This is a genomic window from Enterobacter sp. JJBC, assembly GCF_036936505.1.
Lineage (GTDB): Bacteria > Pseudomonadota > Gammaproteobacteria > Enterobacterales > Enterobacteriaceae > Enterobacter > Enterobacter hormaechei_C.
Genome location: NZ_CP136935.1, coordinates 1,693,902 through 1,718,176, shown reverse-complemented (window position 1 = coordinate 1,718,176; position 24,275 = coordinate 1,693,902). Strand labels below are relative to the sequence as shown.

Sequence of the window (24,275 nt, the reverse complement as noted above, 5' to 3'; positions counted from 1 at the left end):
TATCTGAAGAAAAGCAAAACGCTTATTTTTTACCTAACAGTGCCTGTAGATCGTTCTTCAGCGTCGACATCTGGCTGGCATACTTCTCTTTGTGCTCGGCATCTTCAATCAGCTGCACCACCGTTTCCGACAGGGTTTTCCCGCGCCGTTGCGCAAGCCCGGCCAGACGCTGCCAGACCATAAACTCCAGGTCGATGGATTTCTTACGGGTGTGCTGATGCTCGGCATTGAAATGCCGTTTACGACGAGCACGGATAGTTTGCTTCATCCGGTTTAACAGGGCCGGATTAATGTGTTTCTCAATCCAGCCGTTGACCAGTACCGGTTCGTTTTCGAGGGTCAGCAACATATCCACAGCTTCTTGCGCCGCGCTGGCTTCGATGTAGCAGGTGATCAGCTCCCCTTCACGGTGCTTTTTGACCAGGTACTTCCATTTCCAGCCGCTTTCGAGGTTTTCCAGTTGTTGATATTTCATTGCGATCTCAGTGTTACCGTGTAACTCTGTTCAGAATATCAGTTTTTTGGCAATCTGCTGAAAAGAAATCATATCCTGTGAAACTCCGCAGGCGATCCGCATGACGAAAACCCGAATCCTGATTGGGCAGAGTGCGCCGCTTACGGTATACTCCACGGTTTTACTTCTGACTAAAAAACATCAACTTTGACCATTACGAAACTTGCATGGCGTGACCTGGTTCCGGATACCGAGAGCTATCAGGAGCTGTTTGCACAGCCAGACCTCACAAAAGAACACGAATTCATACTTAGCGATACACAACCGCGTTTGCATTACGCGCTGGAGCAGATGTCATCCCCATGGGCTACATCTCCTTTCATGCTGCTCAAAGCCCCGGAAGAAGCCGAGTATCTGACGCTTCTCGGTGATGCCATGCGCCAGTTGCAGCCAAAAACGAATGCCGTTTTTGGTGGCCAGTATCATATTGCCGGACGTGACGTGACGTACGAACCTGCCACGCAGGCAGACGGACAGTTCGCTGCAAAAGGCGAGGTGATCACCGCCAACTGGGTGGAAGCAGAACAGCTGTTCGGCTGCCTTCGTCAGTTCAATGGCGATGTGTCACTGCAACCGGGGCTGGTACACCGCGCGAATGGCGGCGTGTTGCTCATTTCCCTTCGCACCCTGCTTGCTCAGCCTCTGCTGTGGATGCGCCTGAAAACGGTGGTGACGCAGCAACGTTTTGACTGGGTAGGCTACGACGATTCGCGTCCGCTGCCTGTATCCATTCCGTCTATGCCGCTGTCGCTGACCGTCGTGCTGACGGGCGACCGTGAATCTCTGGCTGATTTCCAGGAAATGGAGCCAGAACTCGCGGAGCAGGCTGTCTATAGCGAATTTGAAGACAATATTCAGATCGCCGATGCCGATGACATGGCGCAGTGGTGTCAGTGGGTTATGGCCGTGGCGGAACGTTTCGCACTGCCCTCGCCTGCCGAGGATGCGTGGCCGGGCTTAATCCGCGAGGCCGTACGCTACACTGGCGATCAGGAAACCCTGCCGCTCTGCCCGCTCTGGATCGGTAAACAGCTGCGTGAAGTGGGGGTTATCAGCGGCAACGGTACGTTCAACGGTGAGCAACTGAGCCAGATGCTGGCCCAGCGTGAATGGCGTGAAGGTTATCTTGCTGACCGTATGCAGGATGAAATTCTGCTGGAACAGATTCTGGTGGAGACCGAAGGCGAACGTATCGGGCAAATCAACGCCTTGTCCGTCATCGAGTTCCCCGGACACCCGCGCGCCTTTGGTGAGCCTTCCCGTATCAGCTGTGTCGTACACATTGGTGACGGCGAATTTACCGATATCGAACGCAAGGCCGAACTGGGCGGAAACATTCATGCCAAAGGCATGATGATCATGCAGGCATTCCTGATGTCTGAACTTCAGCTCGAGCAGCAGATCCCCTTCTCTGCCTCGTTGACCTTTGAACAGTCCTACAGCGAAGTCGACGGCGACAGCGCCTCGATGGCGGAGCTGTGCGCCGTGATCAGCGCGCTTGCAGACGTGCCGATTAACCAGAATATTGCGATTACCGGGTCCGTGGATCAGTTTGGCCGTGCCCAACCGGTGGGCGGACTGAATGAGAAAATCGAAGGCTTCTTCGCAATCTGCCAGCAGCGCGGTTTAAACGGCAAACAGGGCGTGATTATTCCGGCACCTAACGCTCGCCATTTGAGCCTGAGCCAGGCGATTCTGGATGCGGTAGAGCAGGAACAATTCACCGTCTGGGCCATCGAAGGGGTTGAGGATGCACTACCCTTACTGACAAACCTGGTCTGGGACGGCGAAGGCCAGACAACCCTGATGCAGACCATTCAGGAACGTATAGCTCAGGCGACACAGCAGGATGCTCGTCATCGTTATCCGTGGCCGTTACGCTGGTTAAGTTGGTTTAGTGCGAACTGATCGGACTTGTTCAGCGTACACGTGTTAGCTATCCTGCGTCCTTCACTAAAATAAGGCTTACTGAGAACATGGTAGATAAACGCGAATCCTATACTAAAGAAGACCTTCTTGCCTCTGGTCGCGGTGAACTGTTTGGCGCGAAAGGCCCGCAGTTACCAGCCCCAAATATGCTGATGATGGACCGTGTCGTGAAAATGACCGAAACCGGCGGCAACTTTGATAAGGGTTACGTAGAAGCAGAACTCGATATCAACCCGGACCTGTGGTTCTTCGGTTGCCACTTTATTGGCGATCCGGTAATGCCTGGCTGCCTGGGCCTCGATGCCATGTGGCAGCTGGTTGGCTTCTATCTGGGCTGGCTTGGCGGTGAAGGCAAAGGCCGTGCGCTGGGTGTAGGCGAAGTCAAATTCACCGGTCAGGTTCTGCCTACCGCGAAGAAAGTCACCTACCGTATCCATTTCAAACGCATCGTTAACCGCCGCCTGATTATGGGCCTGGCGGACGGTGAAGTGCTGGTAGATGGTCGCCTGATCTATACCGCGAACGACCTGAAAGTGGGTCTGTTCCAGGATACCTCCGCTTTCTGATAACGGCTTTTAGCCCCTTACAGAAAGGCGAAACCTCCGCATTGCGGAGGTTTCTTTTTAAAGAGACGGTATCAAGCAAGTACTGCCCTGTCTCCGATGGCTTCTCGCCAGCCCCCTAGCCATTGGGACCTTTGATTCAGGGCCTGATAGGGACACATTTCTTTTGAACGTCCGGCGATGCCAGCCTGATAACCACGTTGATGAGCCCTTTCCAGGCGATCTCGTTTCTGTCTCTTCATGCCTCGTTTCCCTCATTCTTTTGTCTGGTGGAAAGAAAACAGTGGTTGCAATATGTGCAAGCACAGTTAACGAATACCCCGAATCGACGTCAGCGTCAACGTTCAAAATTCATACGGGTGTCATATTTGTGAGCTACATGGAAGATCGTTTGTACAAAAAATGTGACGCGGGACAATTAACAACCTGAACGCAAAACGAAAAAAAAGCCGCAATCAGCAAGAAGCTGAGTGCGGCTTTCGTCGATGAATTTTACTTATGGCAGGCGGGAAATCTCTCTTGCGATAGCAGCCGACTCCTGTGCCCATCCCTGCGCAAGTACTTTCACCATTTCGTCATAGCCATCTTTCTGCTGCTTGAGTTCAAGATGGAAAGGACGCTTAATCAGCTGACCCTGGTGATTCAGCAGCCACTCCCCGCTGATAACAACGGCACCATCATAGCGGCCATGGAATCCCGTCACGTTAACATTCAGAGTGTCCTGATCGCTTCCCAGAGGCTGCGAGGCAACGACCCAACCGGGGAGCTGGCTGCTCAGATTCGCCACCAGCGTATTGCGTAGCTGCTGATCCAGCGGGCTGGCCCACAGGTTATTGTTGGCGATTACGTACTGCACATCGCTGGTCTGGTAGACCACCCCGTTGCCCGCCAGGTAATCTGGCACGGCAACCTGTTCAACCCACAGCAGACGGCTGCCCTGCGAGGTGCTGCTCTGCGCACCGGACTGGGCGCTTAACGGCAGCTGGTAGTAGCTTTTGTTATCGCTTCCAGAGCTACAGGCCGTTAATACCATTGCGCCTGCGATGATTAGCCATTTTTTCATTGTTTCGCCCTCTTAGGCTCAGGATCCTTTTTGTCTTTCGCTTCAAACACCAGTGCGTTGCTCTTTTCATTGAGCGTTTTCAGAACGGGCTGTAGCTCGCGTAAAACCTGATCAAGACGTTGCATATCCGCCACCATCTTGTTGTAGGCCGCTGAGCCCGGCTGGAAGCCCTGCATACTACGATTCAGTTCGCGCAACGTTTTCTGCATATCCTGCGGCAGCTGCTGCATGGACTGGTTGGCCGTGATCTTGTTGATATTATCCAGGGTGGTTTGCAGACGTTGCATCGTTGCCTGGCTCTGATGCAGTGATCCCGTCGCAGCCTCAAGCATTGGATTCAGCGGCAGATTGTTGATCTTATCCAGCGTTTCCATCAGACGCTGTTGGATCTGCGCCAGGCCACTGCTGACCGTAGGAATGATTTTGTAGCCACCAAATTCACGGATACCCGTCATTGGTGGCGCTTTTGGATAGAAGTCCATATCGACATACAACGCCCCTGTGACCAGGTTGCCGGTTTTCAGCGAGCCGCGCAGCCCGCGATTCAGCAGGTCGCTGATATGCTCCCCAATATCCTGGTCCTCGCCTATCTGGTTAATCAAACGCTCAGGCTCAATGCGGATCAGCACCGGAATACGATAATCATCATCAAGCATCTGCTTCAGTCCCGGAACAAAGTAAGGCACTTGTCCCACTGTCCCCAGACGAATACCGCGGAACTCAACTGGCGCCCCTGGCTGCAAGCCGCGTACAGAGTCCTTAAAGAACATCAGGTAGTCGATGTGATCGGTATAGAGCGCATCCTGAATGCTTTTTTGATCGTCAAACAGTCTGAAGGCGGTTTTCTCCGCCACCGGTTGTCCCAGATCTATACCTTCCGGCACGTCAAAACTGACGCCCCCACCAAACAGCGTGGTGAGTGAACCCATCTCAACGCGCATCCCCGCAGAGGTGAGATCTACCGCGATCCCGCTGTCTTTCCAGAAGCGAACGTTGCTGGTCACCAGGCGGTCATTAGGCGCGTTGATAAATAGCTGATAGCTGATGGTCCGTTTTTGCGGATCGAAGGTGCTTGTTTCAACCGAACCGACGCGATACCCACGGAACAGCACCGGATCGCCCGGCGAGAGCTGGCCCGCTTTTTTACTGTCCAGAATAACGCGGATCCCTTTTGCATCCGGTGGCGCAAGCGGCGGTGAATCCAGCAGCTGATAGTTTGCTGGCTGGGCGCCTTTGTTGCCGGGCTGGAGTTCAATATAAGCCCCGGACAATAGCGTCCCTAAGCCGCTGATCCCTTCTCTACCAACCTGCGGTTTCACTACCCAAAAAACAGAATCTTCATGGAGCAGTTTTTCCATGCCAGCATTCAGGCGGGCCTTGATTTCAACATGGGTTAAATCATCCGTCAGGGTCGCGCTTTCCACGACACCCACATCCACGCTGCGGCTCTTGATGGTGGTTTTTCCGCCCTCAATCCCCTCTGCATTGGTGGTAATTAGCGTGACTTCCGGTCCCTGATGGCTGTAATGATAAAACAGGATCCATGCACCGATCAGCGCGGTCACGATGGGGAAAATCCACACCGGCGACCAGTTTCTGACCTTCTGCACTTTAGCCTCTCCACTCTTATTTTCCATGCTCTTACTCTTCCTCATGGCTTGAATCGGGCTCACGATCCCACGATAAACGAGGGTCGAAGGTCATGGCCGCAAACATGGTCATAATGACGACCAACGCAAACATCAGCGCTCCCATAGCGGGATAAATACTCATCAGCCCACCCATACGCACCAGCGCTGAGAGAACCGCAATCACGAACACGTCAATCATCGACCAGCGGCCAACAAATTCCACGACCTCATAAATCAGATGCATGCGCTCGCTGTCTCGCTTACCGTGCCCTTTTGCATCCCAGCAAAGCCAGGCAATGGCAATCATCTTTAAGGTCGGAACCATAATACTGGCGAGGAATATGACGCCTGCTACAGGGTAAGATCCCTCGCTCCACAGCAAAATCACCCCGGCCAGTATGGTCGAGGGCATTCTGTCGCCGAGCAAATCGGTGATCATGATCGGCAAGATATTGGCGGGCAGATAGAGCATGACAGAGGTCACCAGCAGCGCCATGGTCCATTGCAGGCTATTTTTGCGCCGGACGTGACCTTTTGTTTCACAGCGCGGACACACCTCGACATCCGCGGGCAGCACGGCGGTGCAGCACGAGCAGGAGCGAAGCCCCTGACGGATACCCGGTACGCCCACCTTTACCGTCTGCGAGAGCGTCGGTGCCGGGGCAATATCGTCCCAGGCCCAGCGTCGGTCCACGCACTGGAACGCGCGCAGTTGCAGCACGCAATACAGACACCACGGAATAAAGCTGCTGCCAATCCCCACATCGCCGTAGGCCATCAGCTTCACGAAGCTGACCAGGATACCCGCGAGAAAAATTTCCGCCATCCCCCAGCTTTTCAGCTGGAAAAGGATCCGCGCGAGTTTGATTTTAAGGACAGTGGGCATCCTGACGCGGTTGACCAGCAGCAGAATGACGACCAGGCAAAAAGCCGGGACGATCTGCACGAACAGAAGAAAGAAGGTGCCAAGGCTGGCGTAATCTTCCGAGAACATCACGCCAGGAATTTCCAGTAAATCTACCTGGCTTACCATCCCACCCACTTTCATAGAGATAAAAGGGAAGAGATTGGAGAGCAGTAACATGAACAGGGCTGCCAGCGCGTAAGCCGTGGGACGCTGCCTTGGCGCGTCCCACTCGGTCGTCAGCGTAGCGCCGCAGCGCGGGCAGGCAGCTTTATGTCCGTGACCAAGCTCTGGCAACGCCACGAGCATATCGCATTGCGAGCATAATATATGCCGATCGGCATGGTGCTGGTCACACATAGATTATCCCTGTTTATGCGCCGTTTTTCAGAGACTCAAGGTACTCCCAGCGCTCAAATGCCTCTTCCAGCGCCTGTTCAGCCTGGGAGAGTTCAGCCAATACTTTCTGAGTATAGTCGTGAGGCTGCGTAAAGAATGACGCATCAGCGACCTGGATTTGCAGTGCTTCCAGTGCAGCTTCCAGCTCTTCCAGACGCTGCGGCAGCCCCTCCAGCTCGCGCTGCAAGTTATAACTCATTTTAGCAGGAGACTTTTTGACAGTTTCTGCTTTTGCAACAACAGGTTCAGCGACATTTTTGGTCTTCGCCTGTTTTTGCGCCAGCGACTGTGATTGCTGTCCACGCGCGTCATGATAGCCGCCTACATATTGCCCGATGCGTCCTTCGCCTTCGAAGATCCAGCACTCGGTCACGGTGTTATCGACAAACTGACGATCGTGGCTGACCAGCATCACGGTTCCCTGATAACCATCAATCAACTCTTCCAGCAGTTCCAGCGTTTCGACATCCAGATCGTTAGTCGGTTCATCGAGAATCAATAAGTTACTGGGTTTCAGGAACAAACGCGCCAGCAAAAGACGGTTACGCTCACCGCCGGACAGCGCGCGCACCGGCGTCATGGCGCGTTTCGGGTGGAACAGGAAGTCCTGAAGGTAGCCCAGCACGTGACGCGGCTTGCCGTTAACCATGACCTCCTGTTTGCCCTCAGCGAGGTTATCCATCACCGTACGGTCTGGATCCAGCTCTGCGCGGTGCTGGTCGAAGTACGCCACTTCCAGTTTGGTACCGCAGTGGATACGACCGCTGTCGGCCTGGAGCTGACCGAGCATCAGTTTCAGCAGCGTGGTTTTACCGCACCCGTTCGGGCCGATCAGCGCAATTTTGTCGCCGCGCTGAACCTGAGCGGAGAAATCGTTCACCAGCACTTTGCCGTCAACCGAATAATTCACGTTCTCCATTTCGAAGACAATCTTGCCCGAGCGGGACGCCTCTTCAACCTGCATTTTGGCGCTCCCCATGACTTCACGGCGTTCGCTACGTTCGCGGCGCATCGCCTTCAGGGCGCGAACGCGGCCTTCGTTACGGGTACGACGGGCTTTGATGCCCTGACGGATCCAGACCTCTTCCTGTGCCAGCTTGCGGTCGAACTCGGCGTTTTGCAGCTCTTCGACGCGCAGGTTCTCTTCTTTCTCCAGTAGATAGGTATCGTAATCGCCCGGGTAAGTCACCAGCTTGCCGCGGTCGAGGTCGACAATGCGCGTGGCCATATTGCGGATGAACGAACGGTCGTGGGAGATGAAGATAATGGTGCCGTTAAAGGTTTTCAGGAACCCTTCCAGCCAGTCAATCGCTTCGATATCCAGGTGGTTCGTCGGTTCGTCCAGCAGCAGCACCTTAGGCCCGCTCACCAGGGCACGGCCCAGCGCCGCTTTACGCAGCCAGCCGCCGGAGAGCGCCGACAGCTCCATATCCGCTTCCAGGCCAAGCTGGGCCAGCACTTCATTAATGCGGTTTTCCAGCTGCCACAGACCGTGGTGATCGAGCATCTCCTGCACTTTTGCCAGCTCGTTGAGATTCTTGTCGCTCGGGTCCGTCATCACCAGATGCGAAATCTCGTGGTAACGCTTGAGGTATTCCGCCTGCTCTGAAATCCCTTCGGCCACAAAATCGTAAACGCTGCCGGTGACGTTACGCGGCGGATCCTGTTGCAGACGAGAGACGATCAGATCCTGCTCGTAAACAATACGGCCGTCATCCAGCCCCTGCTCACGGTTGAGGATTTTCATCAGCGTCGATTTACCTGCGCCGTTACGGCCCACCAGACAGACGCGCTCGTTATCTTCGATATGCAGCTCTGCATTATCGAGAAGCGGTGAGTCGCTGAAAGAGAGCCACGCGCCGTGCATACTAATTAAAGACATTTATTTTTCCTTTCAGACTGCGGAAATCAGCCAGCAGTTGTGGATTTGACGGTTACGGGCAAAGTCCTGAGACAGCGTTTTTTGGCTGATTTCTTGTGCTTTCAGTCCCAGTTCGGCCAGGCCGTCGTGATCCATGCGGAATCCGCGCTTGTTGTTCGAGAACATAATGGTGCCGCCTTTACGCAGCAGGCGCTTCAGGTCGGTCATCAGGCGCAGGTGATCGCGTTGAACGTCAAAGCTATCCTCCATACGCTTGGAGTTAGAGAAGGTCGGCGGATCGATAAAGATCAGGTCAAACTGCTCGTCGGTATCGCGCAGCCAGCCCAGCACGTCGGCCTGTAACAGGCGATGCTGACGACCGGTTAAGCCGTTAAGACGCAGGTTGCGCTCTGCCCACTCCAGATAAGTACGGGACATATCGACCGTGGTGGTGCTACGCGCGCCGCCAAGCCCCGCATGAACGCTGGCGCTGCCGGTATAGGAGAACAGGTTCAGGAAGTCTTTGCCCTTGCTCATCTGGCCCAGCATGCGGCGGGCGATACGGTGGTCGAGGAACAGACCGGTATCAAGGTAGTCGGTCAGGTTAACCCACAGGCGCGCGTTATATTCGCCCACTTCGATGAAGTCACCCTTCTCGCCCATCTTCTGATACTGGTTTTTGCCTTTCTGACGCTCACGGGTTTTCAGCACCAGCTTGTTTGGCGAAATGCCGAGTACGGCGATGGTGGCCGCAATCACATCCAGCATACGCTGACGCGCTTTTTGCGCATCGATAGTTTTCGGCGGGGCGTATTCCTGAACCACTACCCAGTCCGCATAGCGGTCAACCGCCACGTTGTATTCCGGCAGGTCAGCGTCGTACAGGCGATAACATTCGATGCCTTCCTGCTTTGCCCACTTCTCAAATTTCTTCAGGTTTTTGCGCAGGCGGTTGGCGTAATCTTCCGCCACGCCTGACGGTTTGCTATCCGCCGCTATCTCTGCCAGATGGTAGTTTTTCTGCACGCAGTCCAGCGGGCCGTTTTTCGCCTTGAACTGGCGATCGGCACGCAATTGCAGGCAGCTCAGCAGCTCCGGCGAGGCGCTAAACAGGGAGAGGTTCCAGCCGCCGAAATGCGCTTTCATGTTGCGGCCCAGCAGGCTGTGCAGTGCAATCAGCGCCGGCTCGCTGTCCAGACGCTCACCATACGGCGGGTTGCTGATCACCGTACCGTACGGGCCTTTTGGCAACGGGTTGGTCAGGTTCGCCACGTCTTTCACCTCGAAGGTGACCAGCTCGCCGATACCGGCACGACGGGCGTTGCTGCGCGCACGTTCAATCACCCGTGCATCGCTGTCCGAACCGTAAAAGTGAGAGGTGTATTCCGCCAGCCCTTTACGGGCGCGGGTCTGCGCATCGTCTTTGACCTCTTTCCAGATGGCCTCATCGTGCTGCGCCCAGCCTTTGAAGCCCCAGTGGCCGCGGTGCAGCCCTGGCGCACGGTCGGTGGCCAGCATCGCGGCTTCAATCAGCAGCGTACCGGAACCGCACATCGGATCGAGCAGCGGCGTACCTGGCTGCCATCCGGAGCGCATCACGATAGCGGCAGCCAGCGTTTCTTTGATCGGCGCCATCCCGGTGCGATCGCGATAACCGCGCAGATGCAGGCCTGCGCCGCTCAGATCAAGGGAAATACTGGCCGTATCGCCGTTCAGCCAGACATTGATACGCAGATCCGGGTTTTCACGGTCAACGTTCGGACGTTCTTTATTACGACGCGTGAAGCAGTCCACAATGGCATCCTTAACGCGCAGGGCACCGTACTGGCTGTTGCGGATCTCATCGTTGACGCCGTTGAAATGCACCGCAAAGGTGGCGTCCGGGGTGAAGATCTCTGTCCAGTCGATCATCTGTACGCCGGTGTAGAGATCAAGATCGCTGTAGACCTTGCACTCTTTCATCGGCAGCATGATGCGCGACGCCAGACGGCTCCACATCAGGCTCTGGTAAATAAGCCGCGTGTCGCCCTCAAAATGGACACCACCCTGAACCACCCGGCACTCTTTCGCGCCCAGGGCTTCCAGTTCAGTTTTTAACAGCTCTTCCAGCCCACGGGCCGTACTGGCAAACAGAGAATTCATATCGTCACTTTTACTCATAGAAAATTGTCGCGCATTATAGCTAATATGGCGTGTATGTCATAAAGTTGAAGGCTTATTTTCTTTAGCGGGAGTGTGTAGTGGCGACGTTATCCAGGCTTTTTATTCATCCGGTGAAATCGATGCGCGGTATCGGCGTGACTCACGCGCTGGCCGATATGAGCGGATTCGCCTTCGATCGTATTTTTATGGTCACCGAGCCTGACGGTACGTTTATCACCGCACGTCAGTTCCCGCAGATGGTTCGCTTTACGCCTTCCCCGCTTCATGACGGGCTGCATTTGACCGCGCCAGACGGTTCAAGCGTCGTGATCCGCTTTGCTGATTTTGCGCCGCTTGATGCGCCAACGGAAGTGTGGGGCAATCATTTTACCGCGCGTATCGCGCCGGATAACATTAACCAGTGGCTCAGCGGCTTTTTCTCCCGTGACGTTCAGCTGCGCTGGGTTGGGCCTGCGCTGACCCGTCGCGTGAAGCGCCACGATGCGGTTCCCCTCTCCTTCGCGGATGGTTTTCCCTTTCTGCTGACCAGCGAGGCCTCGCTGCGAGATTTACAAAAACGTTGCAAAGCCAGCGTGCAGATGGAGCAGTTTCGCCCGAATCTGGTGGTGACCGGAGCGGAGGCCTGGGATGAAGATACCTGGAAAGTCATCCGCATCGGCAGCGTTATTTTTGACGTGGTGAAACCGTGCAGCCGCTGTATTCTCACCACCATTAGCCCGGAGAAAGGCCAGAAGCATCCTTCCGGTGAACCGCTAAAAACCTTGCAGTCATTTCGCACCGCGCAGGATAAAGGTGATGTCGACTTCGGCCAGAACCTGATCCCCCGCTCCAGCGGCGTGATCCGCGTGGGCGACGAGATCGAGATCCTTACCCGAGGGCCTGCCAGGGTGTATGGCGCAGGTCAGGAAAAAGAGATGGTTGACGTGGTAACCAACGTCGCTTCCGCGGTGGATATTCACTGGGAAGGCAAAGTTATCCGTGGTAACAATCAGCAGGTGCTACTGGAACAACTGGAACAGGCGGGTATCCGCGTACCGTATTCCTGTCGCGCGGGGATTTGCGGATGCTGTCGCATTAAACTGGTCGATGGTGAAGTGAGTGCCCTGAAGAAATCTGCGATTGGCGGTGACGGCACGATCCTGTGCTGTAGCTGTGTCCCGAAAACATCCGTACAGCTGGAAGCTTAAACCGCCTGTTCGAGGCTGAAGGAATCAACGCGCAGCTGTGGCTTCAGCCTGTCGTTCATCACTTTGATGGCATCACCTAACTGCATAACTCGCCCGGCAATGTTCACGCCGGGTTGGGCCAGCAAACAGAGCGCAGCGTTTTCACCGGGTTCAACCACCAGCAAATTCACCTCCTCTTCGGTATCGCTCAGATTGACGCTCGCCGCATCGCCGATAGCCGGGGTCCAGCTCATGCCGTGCGCAAGGAAATGCCAGCTTTTCGGCATTTGCGGTTTCAGGAAACGGATCGCCACCAGCGCGTTTAATACCAGTTCGGCGCGCTGTTCTTTGGAGAGATCGAGATCGCGGCATTTTTCTTCAAAAGAGAAATAGAGCGCGGCATCGTCAACGCAAAAGCCTGAGGGAGCAAACGCGTCTGGCGTTAACATTCGGCGCGCAAAACGAGAGCGAAACAACATGCCGTTGGCTAAGTCGAGCATCATACGGTCATGCTCTTCACAAAAATACCAGCGCCAGTTATCGTCAGGTTTAATTCGCATGTTTCTCTCCCGTCCCCTAAACGTCCTGTACTAAAAATGTCCTGTTTGCCGCTTCGCTTATAACACTAGTAATAAAAGACTATAATGTCTAAATAAGCAACAATGACGGAATATAAAACAACCAGGGCTGGAAATAAAGCCCTGGTTGTCTGATTAAGAGAAAAGATTAGATATGCGTGACGATTTCTTTAATCAGCGGCGGCCCTTTAAAAATAAAGCCGGAATAAATTTGCACCAGCGATGCGCCTGCCGCCATCTTCTCACGTGCAGCGATGACGGAGTCAATGCCACCCACGCCAATAATCGGCAGCTGGCCTTTTAATTCCGCGGAGAGTGCGCGAATAATTTCGGTGCTTTTTAATTGTACCGGACGGCCACTTAATCCACCCGCTTCGTCACAGTTTTTCATTCCCTGAACGAGAGAGCGATCGAGTGTCGTATTGGTCGCAATCACACCATCAATATTATGGCGAACTAAACTGTCGGCAACCTGGATCAATTCTTCTGCCGAAAGATCCGGGGCGATCTTAACCGCGACCGGAACATATTTATGGTGGATCGCCTGTAGCGCCGTTTGTTTATTTTTAATGGCGCTAAGAAGATCGTCGAGCGCTTCGCCATATTGTAATGAACGCAGCCCTGGGGTGTTAGGCGAGGAAATATTCACCGCAATATAACCGGCATAGGCATAGACTTTTTCCATACAAATCAGATAGTCATCTTTACCCTGCTCGACCGGCGTGTCTTTATTTTTGCCAATATTTATACCCAGCACGCCATCAAAATGGGCTTTCTTAACGTTCTCAACCAGATGATCGACGCCAAGGTTATTAAAGCCCATGCGGTTGATCAGCCCTTCGGCTTCAACCAGGCGAAACAGACGTGGCTTGTCATTTCCCGGCTGCGGACGCGGCGTTACCGTCCCGATTTCGATCGAGCCAAAGCCCATCGCACCGAGTGCATCAATGCATTCGCCATTTTTGTCCAGACCGGCCGCCAGGCCCAGTGGATTTTTGAAAGTCAGGCCCATGCACTGAACTGGTTTTTCCGGCACGTTTTGATGCACCAGCGCGGCCAGAGGCGTTCCTGTAATACGGCGTAACTGCTGAAATGTAAATTCATGAGCGCGCTCAGGATCGAGCTGGAAAAGGGCTTTACGAACGAAGGGGTAGTACATGAACTCTCCTGGATTCCCGGTGTGCAAACCGGGAGGGGATTATGTGCGATCCCGCCCGGAAAGGGAATTGACCTGTGGCAAAAAAAGCCACGTAAAACGCAATCGTTTACTTATCGGTTCGCTTCTTATGCATTTTTCTGCATTCATCCTGAGGATAAATCATTTAGTGGAATAACCACGCAATGTCACACTCCTGAAAATTGTTATGAATGTTAGATAAAAGCAAACAATTAGTTATAAGGAGCAACCATGCGCGTCATTACCCTGGCCGGAAGCCCCCGCTTCCCCTCTCGCTCCAGCGCACTGCTGGAATACGCTCGCGAAAAGCTTAATGCTCTGGATGTCGAAGTGTGTCACTGGAATTTGCACAATTTCGCGCCTGAAGATCTGCTCTACGCCCGTTTCGACAGCCCGGCGCTGAAAACCCTGATCGAACAACTTAAGAGTGCTGACGGGCTGGTCGTCGCGACACCGATTTATAAAGCTTCTTTTTCCGGCGCACTGAAAACGCTCCTCGATCTGCTGCCCGAACGTGCGCTGGACGGTAAGGTCGTCCTGCCGCTGGCCACAGGCGGTACGGTAGCCCATTTACTGGCGGTGGATTATGCCCTCAAGCCGGTTCTGAACGCGCTGAAAGCACAGGAGATCCTGCATGGCGTCTTCGCTGACGACTCACAGGTAATCGACTACCAGCATAAACCGCATTTCACGCCGAATCTGCAAACCCGCCTCGACAGCGCGCTTGAAACCTTCTGGCACGCCCTGAACCGTCGGGATCGCCACGCGGCGGCATTTCATCAATCACAAGGAGTGGCGCATGTTTAAAACAGTTACCCGTATCGGGCTGGCAGGTCTGCTGGCAGTGGCGTCGCTGGCTCAGGCGACGGTGAAAGCGCCGGAGAGCCTGCGTATCGGTTATCAGAAAGGCAGCGTCAGCATGGTGCTGGCGAAAAGCCATGCGTTGCTGGAGAAGCGTTTCCCGGAGACCAAATTCTCATGGGTCGAGTTCCCTGCCGGACCACAGATGCTGGAGGCGCTGAACGTCGGGAGTATTGATTTAGGCAGCACCGGCGATATCCCGCCGATCTTTGCGCAGGCTGCCGGGGCGGATCTGGTTTACGTTGGCGTTGAGCCCGCCAAGCCGAAGGCAGAGGTGATCCTTGTGCCGGAAAACAGCGAGCTCAAAAGCGTCGCCGATCTTAAAGGCCACAAGGTTGCTTTCCAGAAAGGTTCCAGCTCGCACAACCTGCTGCTGCGCGCTTTGCAGGAGGCCGGTCTTAAATTCACCGATATCCAGCCCGTTTACCTGACGCCTGCCGATGCGCGCGCGGCGTTTCAGCAAAAAAATGTTGATGCCTGGGCTATCTGGGATCCGTACTACTCCGCCGCACTGTTGCAGGGCGGTGTGCGGGTGCTGAAAGACGGCACCACCCTGAAGCAGACCGGTTCGTTCTACCTGGCGGCACGTCCTTACGCTGAGAAAAATGGCGCATTTATTCAGCAGGTGCTGGATACCTTCTCTCAGGCCGATGCGCTGACCCAAAGCCAGCGTCAGCAGAGCATTACGCTGCTGGCAAAAACCATGGGCCTGCCTGAACCGGTGATCGCCACCTATCTTGACCACCGTCCTCCCACCACCATAGCACCGGTTGACGCCCACGTTGCTGCTCTCCAGCAGCAAACGGCAGACCTCTTTTATCAAAACCGCCTGGTTCCAAAGCAGGTGAATATTCGCGAACGCATCTGGCAACCCGCTGGCATTGAAGGAAAAAAATCATGAGTCTGAATCTTTTCTGGTTTTTACCCACCCACGGTGATGGACACTATCTTGGCACAGAAGAAGGCGCCCGCCCGGTCGATCACGGCTACCTACAGCAGATCGCCCAGGCGGCAGACCGCATCGGTTTTACCGGGGTGCTGATCCCGACGGGCCGTTCATGTGAGGATGCGTGGCTGGTTGCCGCGTCAATGATCCCCGTCACCCAGCGCCTGAAATTCCTGGTAGCCTTGCGCCCGAGCGTGGTGTCGCCCACCGTCGCGGCGCGTCAGGCGGCAACGCTGGACAGGCTTTCCAACGGCCGTGCGCTGTTCAACCTTGTGACGGGCAGCGATCCGCAGGAGCTGGCGGGGGATGGCGTTTTCCTCGATCATATCGAACGCTATGAAGCCTCCGCAGAGTTCACCCGCGTCTGGCGACGTCTGCTGGAAGGGGAAACCGTCACCTTCGAAGGGAAACATATCCACGTTCGCGATGCGCAGCTCTACTTCCCGCCGGTACAGCAGCCGCGCCCTCCCCTCTATTTTGGCGGATCGTCGGACGTGGCGCAGGAGCTGGCGGCCGAGCAGGTCGATCTCTATCTGACCTGGGGCGAGCCACCGGAGCTGGTGAAAGAGAAAATTGCTCAGGTACGCGCTAAAGCCGCAGAGCATGGCCGTACGGTACGCTTTGGTATTCGCCTGCACGTGATCGTCCGCGAAACCAACGACGAGGCCTGGCAAGCCGCCGACCGTCTGATCGCTCATCTGGACGACGACACTATCGCCAAAGCACAGGCGGCGTTTGCCAAAACCGACTCCGTGGGCCAGCACCGGATGGCCTCCCTGCACAACGGCAAGCGTGAAAATCTTGAGATCAGCCCGAACCTGTGGGCCGGGGTGGGTCTGGTGCGCGGCGGCGCCGGCACGGCGCTGGTCGGCGACGGTCCAACCGTAGCGGCACGCATTAATGAATACGCGGCGCTGGGGATCGACAGCTTTATCCTGTCTGGCTACCCGCATCTGGAGGAGGCGTACAAGGTGGGTGAACTGCTGTTTCCGCACCTGGATGTCGCTATCCCGGAAATTCCGCAGCCACGCCAGCTTCAGTTACAGGGCGAAGCCGTGGCGAACGCGTTTATCCCGAGAAAAGTCGCGCAAAGCTAAGGAGCCACCATGTCTGCAACCGCACAAAAATGGCTACTGCGCGCCGCGCCGTGGTTTCTGCCCGTCGGCATTGTCCTCGTCTGGCAACTGGCGTCTTCAACTGGCTGGCTGTCGAGCCGCATTTTGCCCTCTCCGGAGGGCGTTGTGGAAGCGTTCTGGTCGCTCAGCGCCAGCGGTGAGCTGTGGCAACATCTTGCCATCAGCTCCTGGCGCGCGGTAATCGGCTTTTCGATTGGCGGAAGCATCGGCCTGACGCTGGGGCTGATTAGCGGCCTGTCCCGCTGGGGTGAGCGGCTGCTGGATACCTCCGTTCAGATGCTGCGTAACGTGCCGCATCTGGCGCTTATCCCACTGGTTATTTTGTGGTTTGGCATTGATGAGAGCGCCAAAATTTTCCTCGTGGCTCTGGGAACGTTATTCCCGATTTATATCAATACCTGGCATGGGATCCGCAATATCGATCGCGGTCTGGTTGAGATGGCCCGCAGCTATGGCCTGTCAGGTTTTGCCCTGTTTACCCATGTGATCCTGCCGGGCGCCCTGCCCTCCATTATGGTTGGGGTGCGTTTTGCGCTCGGCCTGATGTGGCTAACCCTGATCGTGGCGGAAACCATTTCGGCTAACTCCGGCATTGGTTATCTGGCGATGAACGCCCGCGAGTTCCTGCAAACGGACGTGGTGGTGGTTGCCATTATCCTTTATGCCCTGCTCGGCAAACTTGCGGACGTCAGCGCCCAGTGGCTGGAACGTAGCTGGCTGCGCTGGAACCCGGCCTACACCGCTCAGGAGGCGAAAGCATGAATACTGCACGACTGAACCAGGGAACACCGTTACTGCTGAACGGCGTGACCAAACGCTACGGCGACAACACCATTCTGAATGCACTGGATCTGCATATTCCTGCCGGACAGTTTGTTGCCGTTGTCGGCCGCAGCGGTGGCGGCAAGAGTACCCTGCTGCGTCTTTTAGCCGGGCTGGAAGCGCCAAACAGCGGTGACATTCTGGCAGGCACTACGCCGCTGGCCACGATTCAGGATGATACGCGCATGATGTTTCAGGATGCGCGTCTGCTGCCGTGGAAAACGGTGATGGATAACGTCGGGCTGGGCCTGAAGGGCATCTGGCGGGAGGACGCCCGGCAGGCACTCGCTGCGGTAGGGCTGGAGAATCGCGCGGGAGAGTGGCCTGCGGCCCTGTCGGGTGGACAAAAGCAGCGCGTAGCGCTGGCACGCGCGCTGATTCATCGTCCCGGCCTGCTGCTGCTTGATGAACCGCTCGGCGCGCTTGATGCCCTGACGCGGATCGAAATGCAGGATCTGATTGAAACCCTATGGCAGACGCACGGCTTTACGGTGCTGCTGGTGACGCATGATGTCAGTGAAGCCGTGGCAATGGCAGACAGGGTGCTGTTAATAGAAGAAGGTAAAATTGGTCTGGATCTGACGGTAGATATTCCGCGTCCTCGCCGCGTGGGATCGGCCCGACTGGGGGAGCTGGAAGCCGAAGTGCTGGATCGGGTGATGAAGCGTGGGGTAAGTGAACGGGTGTTGATTAAAGCTAATGCCTGATGCCCGCACCCCGGCCCTCTCCCACAGGGAGAGGGAGAAAAAACTAAAAAACGGCAACCGAGGTTGCCGTTTTGCTTTTACCTGCCCACCGGGCAATTTTTTATTACGCTAAGGCCTTAGCAATCTTCTCGTACAGATCGCCAGACAGATTTTCCAGCCCTTTCAGCTGCTCAAGCGCGGCGCGCATTTTCGCCTGACGCTGCGCATCGTAACGTTTCAGGCGGATCAGCGGCTCAATCAGACGAGACGCCACCTGCGGGTTACGGCTGTTCAGCTCGGTCAGCATTTCAACCATGAACTGATAACCGCTGCCGTCTTCGGCATGGAACGCGGCCGGGTTGCTGCTGGCGAAGGCACCAATCAGAGAGCGGACGCGGTTCGGGTTGCTCATGGTGAACGAACGGTGCTTCAGCAGGCTACGTACTTTGCTGAGTACATCGGCTGCCGGACTGGTGGCCTGAAGGATGAACCACTTGTCCATCACCAGACCATCCTGATACCACTTGTCGTCGTACTCCTGCATCAGCGCATCGCGGCACGGCAGCTCGGCGGCAACGCTTGCAGCCAGCGCGGCCAGCGCATCCGTCATGTTATCGGCTTCGTGGTACTGCTTGCTGACCAGCGTGTTCGCCAGCTCTGCCTCACCAAACGCCAGATAGCGCAGGCAGGTATTGCGCAGGGAACGTTTACCGATATCCGCGTGTTCCACCCGATACGCGTCCAGCTTGTTGGCGTTGTAAATGGCGAGGAACTCATCTGCCAGTTCGGTCGCCAGCGTGCGGGTCAGCGCTTCACGCACGGCGACGATGGCAATCGGATCAATGATGTCAAACAGCTCGGCGATTTCAGTCGCAGACGGCAGCGTTAAAATTTCAGCCGCCAGCGCCGGGTCAATGTTCTCATCCAGCAGGATGGCACGGAACGCGTCTGCCACATGAACCGGCAGCGTCAACGGCTGGCCCTGCTGGTAACGGTTGACGTTCAGCTTGATGTAGGTCGCCAGCAGGCTTTGTGCCGCATCCCAGCGCGAGAAATCGTTGCGCGCGTGACGCATCAGGAACGTCAGCTGCTGATCGCTCCACTTATATTCGAGTTTCACCGGCGCAGAGAATTCGCACAGCAGGGCAGGAACGGGCTGGAAATAGACGTTATCGAAGATAAAGGTCTGCTCTGCCTGGGTCACGTTCAGCACGTTATGCACCGGGTGACCGCCCTTCTGTAACGGGATCACATTGCCTTCGTTGTCGTACAGCTCAACGCTGAACGGAATGTGCAGCGGATGTTTCTCTTCCTGCTCCGCCGTTGGCGGTGTGCGCTGGCTGATGGTCAGCGTGTACTGCTCGGTTTCCGGGTTGTAGTCGTCTTTGACCGTCACAATCGGCGTACCGGCCTGGCTGTACCAGCGGCGGAAATGAGACAGATCCACGTTAGAGGCGTCTTCCATCGCCTGAACAAAATCGTCGCAGGTGGCCGCACTGCCGTCGTGACGCTCGAAGTAAAGCTGCATCCCTTTCTGGAAATTCTCTTCGCCCAGCAGGGTGTGGATCATGCGGATAATTTCAGCGCCTTTTTCATACACCGTCAGGGTGTAGAAGTTATTCATCTCAATGACTTTATCCGGGCGGATCGGGTGGGCCATTGGGCTGGCATCTTCTGCAAATTGCAGACCACGCATAGTGCGCACGTTGTTGATGCGGTTCACCGCCCGCGATCCCAGATCGGAGCTGAACTCCTGATCGCGGAAGACGGTTAAGCCCTCTTTCAGGCTCAGCTGGAACCAGTCGCGACAGGTGACGCGGTTCCCGGTCCAGTTGTGAAAATATTCGTGGCCGATAACGCGTTCGATATCGAGGTAATCTTTATCCGTGGCGGTATCGGTACGCGCCAGCACGTATTTGGAGTTAAAGATGTTAAGACCTTTATTCTCCATCGCGCCCATGTTGAAGAAATCGACAGCAACAATCATATAGATGTCGAGGTCATATTCGAGACCAAAGCGCGTTTCATCCCACTTCATGGAGTTGATGAGAGAGGTCATTGCCCACGGTGCGCGGTCAAGGTTGCCACGATCCACGAACAGCTCCAGCGCGACTTCACGGCCAGAGCGCGTTTTAAAGGTGTCGCGGAGAACATCGAAATCTCCCGCTACCAGCGCAAACAGATAGCAGGGTTTCGGGAACGGATCCTGCCACTGTACCCAGTGACGGCCATTCTCCATTTCCCCCTCGCCAATCCGGTTGCCGTTGGAGAGCAGGTACGGGTACAGCGTTTTGTCGGCAATAATTTTGGTGGTAAAGCGCGCCAGGACGTCCGGGCGATCAAGATACCAGGTAATGTGGCGGAAACCTTCGGCTTCACACTGGGTACACAGGGCTACGCCTGACTGGTAAAGCCCTTCCAGCGCGGTATTGGCGGCAGGGCTAATTTCATTCACGATGCGCAGGGTAAAGCGTTCCGGCAGGTTGTCGATGACCAGCTGGTTGCCTTCTTCTTTATAGTCTGACCAGGCTTCATCGTTAATATGCAGGGAAACCAGCGTCAGGTCCTCACCATCCAGACGCAGCGGCACGGCTGTCGCGCTCTGGCGCGTCACCTGGCTTACCGCCGTCACGACGGTTTTTGTGGCATCCAGGTCGAAAGTCAGATCGATATCGCTTATCAGGTATTCCGGCGCACGGTAGTCGTGGCGGTATTTAGCTTGTGGCTGTTGTGTCATAGAAAACCTTATGCATCGTTTGTCGAGTAACGATTCAATATATTCCTGTTGTGTAAAACGCGCTATGCAGAATGTTCATCTTTTCAGGCACAACGCCCTTTTTAGCTACATTTTTATAACACGGGGCACGAAATGCTCTCGACCATAAAGTGTGCTTATGTTGTGATCGGGGTTCAATAAATCACTAAACAGGGTATACTCCGGAGTTGTTTATTGTACTAAACGCTCCCGTGAGAGGATGCTACAGCGCACCTATGACTCAATTCGCTTCTCCGGTTCTGCATACGTTGCTGGATACCGACGCGTACAAGCTGCATATGCAGCAAGCCGTGTTTCACCACTATCATGATGTCCATGTTGCGGCGGAATTTCGCTGCCGGGGTGACGACTTGCTGGGTATCTACGCAGATTCCATTCGTGAACAGGTCGAGGCCATGCAGCATCTGGCGCTCACCGATGACGAATATCAGTGGCTTTCAGGCCTGCCTTTCTTCAAAGCGGACTATCTGAACTGGCTGCGTGAGTTCCGCTATAAGCCGGAACAGGTCACCGTCACCAATGATAACGGCAAGCTGGACATTCGTCTGACCGGCCCGTGGCGCGAGGTGATCATGTGGGAAGTGCCGCTTCTGGCCGTGATCAGCGAGCTGGCCCACCGCTATCGCTCCCCTGAAACCGGTGTGACGCAGGCGGTCGCCGCTCTGGAGAATAAACTCGTTGAGTTTTCCAGACTGACCGAAGGGCTGGATATGTCCCGCTTCCGTCTGATGGACTTTGGCACGCGCCGCCGCTTCTCTCGCGAGGTTCAGGAAGCCATTGTCAGACGTCTGCAACAGGAGCCGTGGTTCGTTGGCACCAGTAACTACGATCTGGCACGTCGCCTTGATTTAACGCCGATGGGCACCCAGGCGCACGAATGGTTCCAGGCGCACCAGCAGATCAGCCCTGACCTTGCCAACAGCCAGCGCGCCGCCCTCGCCGCGTGGCTAGAGGAATACCCGGATCGGCTGGGTATTGCCCTTACCGACTGCATTACCATGGACGCGTTCCTGCGCGACTTTGGCCCTGAGTTTGCCGAACGCTACCAGGGGTTACGCCATGATTCCGGGGACCCGGTTGAATGGGGTGAGAAAGCCATCGCCCATTACGAAAAGCTGGGTATCGACCCAATGAGTAAGGTGCTGGTCTTCTCCGATAACCTTGATCTGGCAAAAGCCGTCGACCTTTATCGCCATTTCTCATCGCGGGTGAACCTGAGTTTCGGGATTGGTACGCGGTTAACCTGTGATATCCCTCAGGTGAAACCGCTGAACATCGTCATAAAACTGGTGGAATGTAACGGTAAGCCGGTCGCGAAGCTCTCCGACAGCCCTGGCAAAACCATCTGCCATGACAAAGCGTTTGTCCGCGCATTACGTAAAGCCTTCGATCTGCCTCAGGTTAAAAAAGCCAGTTAACGGCTTCGGGGGGGCCTTCATGGCTCCCCTTCTCTTATTTATTTCTTATTTCTTCTCTCAAGACGGTGAAATTTACTTGTCTGATAGCGGATGGCAGGTAACATAGATATCCCCCCTATAAGGGCGGACAAGTGTTTATTTTTTCCGACTATTAACAGAGAGAATATTATGAGCGTTGTGCCTGTAGCCGACGTACTCCAGGGCCGTGTCGCCGTTGACCAGGAGGTCACCGTGCGCGGATGGGTGCGTACTCGCCGAGATTCTAAAGCTGGCATCTCCTTCCTCGCCGTCTATGACGGTTCCTGCTTTGATCCTGTACAGGCCGTCATTAATAATTCTCTGCCCAATTACAATGATGACGTTCTGCACCTGACAACCGGCTGTTCCGTGATCGTCACCGGTGTTGTGGTGGCCTCTCCGGGCCAGGGTCAGAGCTACGAAATTCAGGCGACCTCGGTGGAAGTGACCGGCTGGGTTGAAGATCCGGACACCTATCCGATGGCTGCAAAGCGTCACAGCATCGAATATCTGCGTGAAGTTGCGCACCTGCGTCCGCGCACCAACCTGATTGGTGCGGTTGCCCGCGTGCGTCATACGCTGGCGCAGGCGCTGCATCGCTTCTTTGACGAGCAGGGTTACTTCTGGGTTTCTACTCCGCTGATCACGGCATCCGATACCGAAGGCGCAGGTGAAATGTTCCGCGTTTCAACGCTGGATATGGAAAACCTGCCGCGTACGCCGGAAGGTAAAGTGGATTACGACAAAGACTTCTTTGGTAAAGAAGCCTTCCTGACGGTTTCTGGCCAGCTGAACGGCGAAACCTACGCCTGTGCGCTGTCTAAGATTTACACCTTCGGCCCAACCTTCCGTGCGGAAAACTCCAACACCAGCCGTCACCTGGCGGAATTCTGGATGCTGGAGCCGGAAGTGGCCTTTGCCGATCTGAATGACGTGGCAGGCCTGGCAGAAGCGATGCTGAAATACGTGTTCAAAGCGGTTCTCGAAGAGCGCGCAGACGACATGAAATTCTTCGCTGAGCGTGTCGATAACGACGCCATCGCCCGTCTTGAGCGCTTCGTCTCCGCAGACTTCGCGCAGGTGGATTACACCGACGCGGTCGCTATCCTGGAAAAATGCGGTGAGAAATTCGAAAACCCGGTTTACTGGGGCGTGGATCTCTCCTCCGAGCACGAACGTTATCTGGCAGAGAAGCACTTCAAAGCACCGGTTGTGGTGAAAAATTATCCGAAAGACATTAAGGCGTTCTATATGCGCCTTAACGAAGACGGTAAAACCGTTGCCGCGATGGACGTGCTGGCGCCGGGCATCGGTGAGATTATCGGTGGCTCCCAGCGTGAAGAGCGACTGGATGTGCTGGACGCGCGTATGCAGGAGATGGGTCTGAACCCGGCGGACTACAGCTGGTATCGCGATCTCCGTCGCTACGGCACCGTCCCACACTCCGGCTTTGGCCTTGGCTTTGAACGTCTGATTGCTTACGTAACAGGTGTTCAGAACGTACGTGATGTGATTCCGTTCCCACGCACACCGCGTAACGCAAGTTTCTAACCGACCAAATCCTTAATGGCCAGCAAATGCTGGCCATTATTTTATCCTGCAATGTCAGTTTTCGTCAGTCAAAAGTAAGCGTATTTAAACCACAACCCCGCGATTACCCCTAC

Annotated in this window: 20 protein-coding genes; 10 read left to right on the top strand and 10 right to left on the bottom strand. The window is 55.3% G+C overall.

What is annotated here, in order from left to right:
* Positions 1 to 22: 22 nt before the first annotated feature.
* Positions 23 to 475 (bottom strand): macrodomain Ter protein MatP, encoded by a 453-nt coding sequence (gene matP, locus RY075_RS08125; protein ID WP_003858158.1) that lies wholly within the window; start codon positions 473 to 475, stop codon positions 23 to 25.
* A gap of 186 nt (positions 476 to 661) precedes the next feature.
* On the opposite strand from matP, the gene RY075_RS08120 reads away from it, so the two are divergent.
* Both RY075_RS08120 and fabA read left to right on the top strand, forming a co-directional pair.
* Positions 662 to 2,422 carry a Lon protease family protein gene (locus RY075_RS08120; RefSeq protein WP_045894109.1) on the top strand — a complete coding sequence of 587 codons (1,761 nt, stop codon included), beginning with the start codon at positions 662 to 664 and terminating at the stop codon, positions 2,420 to 2,422.
* Positions 2,423 to 2,490: 68 nt separating this feature from the next.
* Entirely contained in the window at positions 2,491 to 3,009 is a 519-nt protein-coding gene (gene fabA, locus RY075_RS08115; protein WP_000227926.1) for a bifunctional 3-hydroxydecanoyl-ACP dehydratase/trans-2-decenoyl-ACP isomerase, read from the top strand.
* Between the two features lie 71 nt (positions 3,010 to 3,080).
* On the opposite strand, the gene rmf is transcribed toward fabA, so the two are convergent.
* From rmf to rlmKL, 6 genes are all read right to left on the bottom strand, one after another.
* Positions 3,081 to 3,248, bottom strand: coding sequence for a ribosome modulation factor (gene rmf / locus RY075_RS08110; RefSeq protein ID WP_003858162.1), 168 nt, complete (start codon positions 3,246 to 3,248; stop codon positions 3,081 to 3,083).
* Between the two features lie 254 nt (positions 3,249 to 3,502).
* Entirely contained in the window at positions 3,503 to 4,069 is a 567-nt protein-coding gene (gene pqiC, locus RY075_RS08105) for a membrane integrity-associated transporter subunit PqiC (protein WP_063944700.1), read from the bottom strand.
* Entirely contained in the window at positions 4,066 to 5,706 is a 1,641-nt protein-coding gene (gene pqiB / locus RY075_RS08100) for an intermembrane transport protein PqiB (RefSeq protein ID WP_003858166.1), read from the bottom strand. Before pqiB ends, pqiC begins: the two co-directional genes overlap by 4 nt.
* A 4-nt stretch (positions 5,707 to 5,710) precedes the next feature.
* On the bottom strand, positions 5,711 to 6,964 hold the full coding sequence (gene pqiA, locus RY075_RS08095) for a membrane integrity-associated transporter subunit PqiA (protein WP_045336731.1): 1,254 nt from the start codon (positions 6,962 to 6,964) through the stop codon (positions 5,711 to 5,713).
* A 13-nt stretch (positions 6,965 to 6,977) separates the two neighbouring features.
* A complete protein-coding gene (locus RY075_RS08090) occupies positions 6,978 to 8,885 on the bottom strand; it encodes an ABC transporter ATP-binding protein (RefSeq protein ID WP_006809352.1) in 1,908 nt (635 codons plus the stop codon).
* Between the two features lie 12 nt (positions 8,886 to 8,897).
* Positions 8,898 to 11,006: a bifunctional 23S rRNA (guanine(2069)-N(7))-methyltransferase RlmK/23S rRNA (guanine(2445)-N(2))-methyltransferase RlmL gene (gene rlmKL, locus RY075_RS08085; protein WP_003858171.1), complete on the bottom strand. Its 2,109-nt coding sequence runs from the start codon at positions 11,004 to 11,006 to the stop codon at positions 8,898 to 8,900.
* A 98-nt stretch (positions 11,007 to 11,104) separates the two neighbouring features.
* Here rlmKL and RY075_RS08080 point away from each other — a divergent pair, with 98 nt between their 5' ends.
* Positions 11,105 to 12,214, top strand: coding sequence for a YcbX family protein (locus RY075_RS08080; RefSeq protein WP_129329465.1), 1,110 nt, complete (start codon positions 11,105 to 11,107; stop codon positions 12,212 to 12,214).
* On the opposite strand, the gene zapC is transcribed toward RY075_RS08080, so the two are convergent.
* Positions 12,211 to 12,753, bottom strand: a complete 543-nt coding sequence (gene zapC, locus RY075_RS08075) for a cell division protein ZapC (protein WP_003858176.1) — start codon at positions 12,751 to 12,753, stop codon at positions 12,211 to 12,213. The genes RY075_RS08080 and zapC overlap by 4 nt on opposite strands.
* Before the next feature lie 166 nt (positions 12,754 to 12,919).
* Positions 12,920 to 13,930 (bottom strand): quinone-dependent dihydroorotate dehydrogenase, encoded by a 1,011-nt coding sequence (gene pyrD / locus RY075_RS08070; protein WP_022650735.1) that lies wholly within the window; start codon positions 13,928 to 13,930, stop codon positions 12,920 to 12,922.
* A 249-nt stretch (positions 13,931 to 14,179) separates the two neighbouring features.
* On the opposite strand from pyrD, the gene ssuE reads away from it, so the two are divergent.
* The 5 genes from ssuE to ssuB are packed head-to-tail and all read left to right on the top strand — an operon-like array spanning position 14,180 to position 18,420.
* Complete coding sequence (gene ssuE / locus RY075_RS08065) at positions 14,180 to 14,755, top strand: NADPH-dependent FMN reductase (protein WP_003858180.1); 576 nt, start codon at positions 14,180 to 14,182, stop codon at positions 14,753 to 14,755.
* A complete protein-coding gene (locus RY075_RS08060; RefSeq protein ID WP_129329463.1) occupies positions 14,748 to 15,710 on the top strand; it encodes a sulfonate ABC transporter substrate-binding protein in 963 nt (320 codons plus the stop codon). Before ssuE ends, RY075_RS08060 begins: the two co-directional genes overlap by 8 nt.
* The gene (gene ssuD, locus RY075_RS08055; protein WP_338628404.1) at positions 15,707 to 16,852 is read left to right on the top strand and encodes an FMNH2-dependent alkanesulfonate monooxygenase; all 1,146 of its coding nucleotides are present in this window, start codon (positions 15,707 to 15,709) and stop codon (positions 16,850 to 16,852) included. The genes RY075_RS08060 and ssuD overlap by 4 nt, the downstream gene beginning before the upstream one ends.
* A 9-nt stretch (positions 16,853 to 16,861) precedes the next feature.
* On the top strand, positions 16,862 to 17,653 hold the full coding sequence (ssuC, locus tag RY075_RS08050) for an aliphatic sulfonate ABC transporter permease SsuC (protein ID WP_003858185.1): 792 nt from the start codon (positions 16,862 to 16,864) through the stop codon (positions 17,651 to 17,653).
* Positions 17,650 to 18,420, top strand: coding sequence for an aliphatic sulfonates ABC transporter ATP-binding protein (gene ssuB, locus RY075_RS08045; RefSeq protein WP_003858186.1), 771 nt, complete (start codon positions 17,650 to 17,652; stop codon positions 18,418 to 18,420). Before ssuC ends, ssuB begins: the two co-directional genes overlap by 4 nt.
* Positions 18,421 to 18,523: 103 nt before the next feature.
* Here the strand turns inward: ssuB and pepN are convergent, their stop codons facing one another.
* A complete protein-coding gene (pepN, locus tag RY075_RS08040) occupies positions 18,524 to 21,136 on the bottom strand; it encodes an aminopeptidase N (protein WP_022650731.1) in 2,613 nt (870 codons plus the stop codon).
* 254 nt (positions 21,137 to 21,390) lie between these two features.
* Between pepN and pncB the strand changes: the two genes are divergently transcribed.
* Both pncB and asnS read left to right on the top strand, forming a co-directional pair.
* Positions 21,391 to 22,593, top strand: coding sequence for a nicotinate phosphoribosyltransferase (gene pncB / locus RY075_RS08035; protein ID WP_003858188.1), 1,203 nt, complete (start codon positions 21,391 to 21,393; stop codon positions 22,591 to 22,593).
* Between the two features lie 168 nt (positions 22,594 to 22,761).
* Positions 22,762 to 24,162 carry an asparagine--tRNA ligase gene (gene asnS, locus RY075_RS08030; protein WP_003858191.1) on the top strand — a complete coding sequence of 467 codons (1,401 nt, stop codon included), beginning with the start codon at positions 22,762 to 22,764 and terminating at the stop codon, positions 24,160 to 24,162.
* Positions 24,163 to 24,275: the final 113 nt, after the last annotated feature.